General features: G+C 74.0%; 2 protein-coding genes and 1 pseudogene. 2 read left to right on the top strand and 1 reads right to left on the bottom strand.

Features of this window, described 5'->3' with window-relative positions:
• The first annotated feature begins 40 nt into the window (after window positions 1–40).
• Window positions 41–4,487: pseudogene (locus tag JHN63_RS54120) on the top strand (PAS domain-containing protein).
• A 13-nt stretch (window positions 4,488–4,500) separates the two neighbouring features.
• Here the strand turns inward: JHN63_RS54120 and JHN63_RS46415 are convergent.
• Window positions 4,501–5,079, bottom strand: coding sequence for a TetR family transcriptional regulator (locus JHN63_RS46415; RefSeq protein ID WP_200691165.1), 579 nt, complete (start codon window positions 5,077–5,079; stop codon window positions 4,501–4,503).
• A gap of 132 nt (window positions 5,080–5,211) precedes the next feature.
• Between JHN63_RS46415 and JHN63_RS46410 the strand changes: the two genes are divergently transcribed.
• A partial coding sequence (locus JHN63_RS46410) for an MFS transporter (RefSeq protein WP_200691164.1) occupies window positions 5,212–6,382 on the top strand: 1,171 nt, incomplete at its 3' end.

Genomic DNA, 6,382 nt, shown 5'->3' with positions numbered 1-6,382 from the left:
CCGCGGTCGGCAAGGTGCGGTAACAGGGAGGAAGCGTCTCGTGAGCAGCAGGCCATCCCGAGGCGCTGCTCGCCTCGCAGCCATACTCGACGCGCTCCCGGATGCGTTGGTGCTGGTCAACGCCAACGGGACCGTCGTCAACGCGAACACCATCGCGCTGGAGGCCTTCGAGGCGCCGGGCACCGCGCTCGTCGGGCGCGGACTGCTGGACCTGCTGCCGGAGTTCGACTCCCGGCTCATCCCGGGTTCCATGCGCCGCCCCGACTCGATGGACCCGCGCGGCCGGACCAAGCCCACCCGCATGACCGCCCGCCGCACCGACGGCTCCGAGTTCCCCGTCGAGGTCACCAGCGCCAACCTGGAGGACGGCCAGCAGGCCTACGACGGCTANCGGCTCCTTGCCGCCGAGATCGCTGGCGCGGTACCCGAGGATCTGCGCGGCGGCCGAGGGCGTCGTGGGGACGGACACGGACGGGCGGGTCGTGCTGGTCAATCCGGCCGCCGCGCAGATCCTCGGGTACCGCGCCAGCGATCTCGGCGGCAAGGAGCTGCACACCCTCGTACTGCACTCGCGGGCGGACGGCTCGCCGTTCCCGTACGCGGAGTCGCCGCTCGCCGACACCCTGCGGTCCGGGCGCAAGCACCGGGTGCGCGGGCAGGTGCTGTTCGCCAAGAACGGGGACCGGGTCTCCGTCGACCTCACCACCGCACCCGTGCGCGACGGCGATCAACTCGTCGGCGCCGTGATGACCTTCACCGACCGGCGGCCCTACGACTCGCTCGCCGAGGAGAAGGAGGCCGCCGACAAGCTGCACCGGGACGAGCTGGAGCGGATCGACGAGGAGCACGCCTCCGAGCTGACCTCGCTGCGCCAGAAGCACATCACCGAGACCGAGGAACTCCAGGAGCGGCACGAGGAGGAACTCGCGGCGAACGAGGAGCGGTACGCCGCGCTCGGGGAGCGCGAGAAGGACCGGTACGAGGAACTCGCCGGGCGGCACGAGCAGTTGCTCACGCTGCTGGGACGCTCCCTGCGCGGGCCCCTCGACGAACTGCGCCGCGAACTGGCCGCGTTGGCCGCGGACGACGCCGGACAGCTGTGGCCCGAGGCCAATCAGGTCCTTCACCATCTGTCGGCCGGTTACTCGCGCATCACCCAGCTCATCGACAACGTGCTCGGCTATCAGCGGCTGGAGACCGGCGCCGAGGACATCGCGCGGACGAAGGTCATGCTGGACGCGGTGGTCGCGGCCGGTGTCGACGGGGCCGTGGAACTGATCGGTCCTGGACGGGTGCAGTTCGCCGTGCACGCGCCGCCGATCGAGGCCGAGGTCGATCCCCGGCTCCTCGCGACCGCGCTCGCGCACCTCGTCGCGGACGTGGCCGGCGTGGACGCGACCGGCAACTCACCCGCGTCGACGGGCGGTTACATGGACAACACGGTCGTCGTGGCGGCGGCGCAGCGCGGTGAGGTCGTACGGATCGAGGTGCGCGGGCCGTACGCCGGGGGAGACCCGGTGCACGAGCCGATCGTGCGCGGGATCGTGCGGGCGCACGGCGGTGTGCTCCAGACCCACGACGTGCCGGGCATGAGCGGCAGCGCGTATGTCCTGGAGGTGCCCATCGGGGGCGGGGCGGGGGCCGTCGCGGCTCCGGCCGCGAGCGGTGGCGGCGCCGAACTCGCCCTGCCCGAGCCCGCATCGGGCACCGCGGGCAGCAACGGACGTCGGCGGGCCCGGCGCTCCTCCGTGGACGCGTTCCTGGAGAGCGAGGTGCCGGGCGGCGGCTCCGACGACACCGGTGGCGGCGACGGCGGCGAGGCCGCGGTGCCCACGGGTCGGCGCAGAAGGCGTGCGGGCGACGAATCGGGGGCGGTGCCGGCCGGTGAAGCGGGCGGCGACGGTGCGTCCGTCGGCGGTTCCAGCGGTACCGGGCGGCGGCGCGGGCGGGCGGCCGAGGGCGCGGCCGGTGAGCTGTCCGAAGGAGTGGTCGAGGGCGGGTCCGGGGGTGTGTCCGAGGGTGCCGTGATGACGGCGGCGGAGCATGCCGCCGGGACCGCGGCTTCCGGTACGGGGCTGGGTGGCACCGTGTCGCCGCGGGGTGTGCCGGCCGGGGGCGAACGGCAGGCGTTGCCGGCCGCGTTGCCCGCGAGCGGCGGCTCCGGTGTCGCTGCCGACTCCGATGGCTCCGATGGCTCCAGCGATGAGGACGGGCAGCCGACCGGGCGTCGTAGGCGGGCGCTGGCGGCCGCCGCCGAGCGGGCCGCGGCGCAGGAGGCGGGGGCGCGGACGGTGTTCGCGCTGCCGCCGGCCGAGGCGGACCGGACGCCGGAGGTCTCCGCGGCAACGGCCGCGCAGGCTCCGGGAGTTCAGGGCGTTCCGGTTGTGCCTGGGCAGATTCCCGGGCAGGTTCCCGGGGGCGTTCCCGGTGGTCATCCCGTTGAGGACGGGCGGCACGACGCCGTTCCGCTCGACCAGTCCGACGACCACACTCCGCCGCAGCCGCATCCCGCGAGTGCGCCAACCGGACGACGGCGTCGGGCAGTTGCCCAGCCGCAGCCCCAACCTCAGCCGCAGGCCGGGGAGTCGGTGCCGGTCCAGGCCGGTGCCCCGGTTCAGGCCGGCGTCGAGGTGCAGGGGCAGCCCGGTGCGGTGGTTCCGGCGCAGGGTCAGGGTGTTCCCGTGGGTGTGCCGGTGCAGGCCGGGGGTGCCGTCTCGTTGCCCGGGCAGAACGCCGGGCAGCCCGGTGCCGCCATGCAACTCGCCCCCGCGCAGAGCCTTCCCGCCCCGGGGCAGACCCCGGCGGGCCAGCCGTTGCCGCTCCCGGCGGAGGCGGTTCCCGGCCAGGGGATTCCTGCGCAGGGCAACCCCGGGCAGCCGGTGTCGCCGCAGGGGATCCAGGGGCAGGGAGCAGCGCAAGGGCAGCAAGCGTTCCCCGGGCAGCCGGTCTCGCCGCAAGGGATCCCGGGTCAGGGAATCCAGGGTCAGGGCCAAGGCCAGGCCCAGGGAATCCAAGGGCAGCCAGCCCCCGGTCAGCCGATCCCGCCCCAGGGCATTCCCGGTCAACTCGCCCCCGCCCAGGGGCAACCCGTCTCCCCGCACGGCATCCCCGGGCAGGTCGCCCCGGCGCAGGGCCGGCCCGGTGAGCCGGTCCCGCCGCAGGCTCTGCCCGCCGCGCAGCCGAACCCGGCCGCGGGCAACCCCGGCGTGGCGGTGGCCCCGGGCGCGCCCGTACCGGCGAACGGCGCCGACATGGCCGTAGCTCCGAACGCGGAAGCGAACGCGCAGCCGAACCCGAATACGGCTGTGCCCGGCGCCCCCGTCGGCGCGCAGGCGCGGGCCGCTCAGCCGTTGCCCGCCGAGGCGGCCGCCGCTCCCGTCGATCCCAACTCCACTCAGGGGCGGGCGATCAGTGTGCGGACCTTGGGGCAGGGGGTGCCGTTCACGCGGCAGGCCGCTCAGGTGCAGGTGCCGACCGCCACGCCTCCGCCGCATCAGCCGGGCGGTGGCGGGCGGCGGCGGAAGTTGGGGACGCGGCCCGATGCCGCTCCCACCGGGGCGGCGCGTCCGCATCCTCAGGGTCAGCAGGCGCAGCCCTCCATGGCCGGGCAGTCGCGGCTCGCGCAGATGACCGAGGGGGCCGGGCGGTCGTACGCCATAGGAGCACCGGACGAGAACGCGGCCGAGGGGCCGGAGCCCTTGGACGGGCCCGGTGGGGCCGTCGAGATCGCGGACACGCCTCGGCCGCAGCCGCTCGACGACGAGCTGCCCCCGGAGCCGCTCGACAATCCGCGTCGGCTGCTGGTGTGGCCCGCGCCGGACGTGACGACCACGCAGGCGTTGAGCGACCGCGGGTACCGGCCGGTCATCGTGCACTCGCGCGAGGAGGTCGACGCGCAGATCGCCGCGTTCCCGGCGGCGCTGTTCGTGGACCCGTTGACCGGGCCGATCACGCGGACGGCGTTGCAGTCGCTGCGACAGGCCGCCGTCGCGGCCGAGGTGCCCGTGCTGGTCACCGCCGGGCTCGGACAGGCGACCCGCGAGGCGGCCTACGGCGCCGATCCCGCCGTCCTGCTGAAGGCGCTCGCGCCGCGGGACAGTGAGCAGCATCCGCCGCGGGTGCTGCTGATCGAGGAGCACGCGGAGATCGCGCTGGCGCTGACCGCGACGCTGGAGCGGCGCGGGATGCAGGTGGCGCGGGCCGCGAGCGACGCGGACGCGGTGACGCTGGCGGGGCAGTTGCGGCCCAACCTCGTGGTGATGGATCTGCTCCAGGTGCACAAGCGGCGGGCCGGGATCGTCGACTGGCTGCGGGCGAACGGGCAGCTCAACCGCACACCGTTGGTCGTGTACACGGCTGCGGTGGACGAGGCCGACCTGCCGCGGCTCGCTTCGGGTGAGACCGTGCTCTTCCTCGCCGAGCGGTCGACGAGCACGGAGGTCCAGTCGCGGATCGTGGATCTGCTCGCCCGGATCGGTACCAACTAGCCCGGTAACAGGGCTACTTGGCGATCAGTCGGCGCGCCGCCTCCTTGACCGACTCGCGGAGGCGGTCGCGGTCCGTGTCGTCCGCGCCGACCAGCACGCGGCGCATCTGGGGGACCACGACACCCCAGTTGGCCATCGCGACCAGCAGGAACAGCAGGTCGCGGGCCGGGATCGCGTCGCTCACGACACCCCGGTCCTGGCCGTCCTGAAGGGCGGCGACCTTGAACGCGTAGTGCTCCTGGCGCCCGGTCTCGTCGGGCAGTTCGGCGGTGCCGTACTCCAGGCCCTCCCAGAAGAGGAGGCGGAGCAGTTCGGGGTGGGCCTCGTGGTAGTCCATGAGGCGGTCGATCCAGCCCTCGATGTCGTCCGGGTCGACGGGCAGTGTGACGGCCAGATCGAGCATGGACCTGCCGAGGACCTGGGTGAACAGCTCCGCCTTGTTGCCGAAGTAGGCGTAGATCAACTGCTTGTTGGCCTTGGCCTCGGTGGCGATGCGGTCGATACGGGCGCCCGCGATGCCGTACCGGGCGAACTCGGCGACCGCCGCCTCGAAGATCCGGGCCTTGGTGGCCTCGGGGTCTCTGACTCCCATGCGGCCAGCGTACTCGGCGGGCGGCGGTAACCAACTATTTGGTTGACAGGGAATTCCGGTGCGCCGCATGCTGTTCCAGCTTCCAACCAACCAGTTAGTTGCTAGAGCTGGCTCGAAGGAGTCCTCCCGCTCATGTCCTCCGCAACCACAGCTCAGCCGGTGCAGGTCCCGACGGGAACGCCGGTCCCCACGGCCGCCGGCCGCCTCTTCCTCGTCCTCATCGCCGTCTGTACGGCCGTGACGGCCGCCAACATCTATCTCGCGGGCCCGCTGCTCCCCCTCATCGCCCACGACTTCGGCTCGACCCCGTCCGCGGTGGCATGGATCGCCTCGGTCGCGCAGTTCGGCTACGCCACCGGTCTCCTCTTCTTCGCCCCGCTCGGCGACCGCGTGAACCGGCGCCCCCTGGTCGCCGCCCTCTCCGTGGCCACCACGGCGGCCCTGCTCGCCGGTGCCGCGGCCCCCGGGACCGCCGCCCTCGCGGTGGCCGTCTTCGTCGCCGCCGCCGCGACCGTCGTCCCGCAGCTCCTGGTCCCGCTGGTCGCCGAACGCGCCCCCGCCCACCACCGCGCCCGCCATGTCGCGGCCGTCATAGCGGGCCTGTTCACCGGCATCGTGGCCGCGCGCGTCGTGGGCAGCCTGGTCGGCCAGGCCTACGGCTGGCGGGTCGTCTTCGTCGGCTCGGCCGCCCTGACCCTCGTCCTCGGCCTCGCCACCGCGTACGTCCTCCCGTCCGAGAAGCGCCGCGGCTCCGGCCCGCTGTTCGCCGGGATCGCCGCGCTGCCCGGCCTGGTCCGCAGCTCACCGGACCTGTGGCGCGCATGCCTGCGCCAGGCGGGGATGTTCGGCGCGTGGAGCGCCCTGTGGACGACGCTCGCCCTGCTGCTCACCGGTGGTTCCTACGGCTTCTCGACCGCGACCGCCGGGCTGTTCGGCCTCTTCGGGCTGGCGGCCGGCGCGGTGGCCCCGCTCGCGGGCGGGTTCGTCGACCGGTTCGGCGCGGAGAGGGTCGTACGCTCCGCGTACGCGCTCGCGGCGGTGTCGGTGCCGCTGTTCTGGCTCGGCGGGCATGTCCTGTGGGCGCTGTTCGTCGCCGCGATCGCCGTCCACGTGGCCCTGGTCGCCTCCCACGTCGCCAACCAGACCCTCGCCCTCACCACCACCTCCACCCCGGCCACCGCCAACACCGCGTACGTCGTCGCCGGCTTCACGGGCGGCGCCCTCGCCTCGTCCCTCGCGGGTCCGGCGTTCAGCCACTTCGGGTGGGGCGGGGTGTGTGTGGTGGCGGGGGTGTGGTTGGTGA

This window comes from Streptomyces sp. MBT65 (genome assembly GCF_016612545.1).
Taxonomy (GTDB): domain Bacteria; phylum Actinomycetota; class Actinomycetes; order Streptomycetales; family Streptomycetaceae; genus Streptomyces.
Note: the sequence above shows the minus strand (reverse complement) of the source record. Positions and strands in the feature narration are given on the sequence as shown.

What these genes read in the sequence shown, in the direction of transcription:
- JHN63_RS46415 (WP_200691165.1), bottom strand. Translation starts at nt 5,079, where the DNA reads ATGGGAGTCAGAGACCCCGAGGCCACCAAGGCCCGGATCTTCGAGGCG.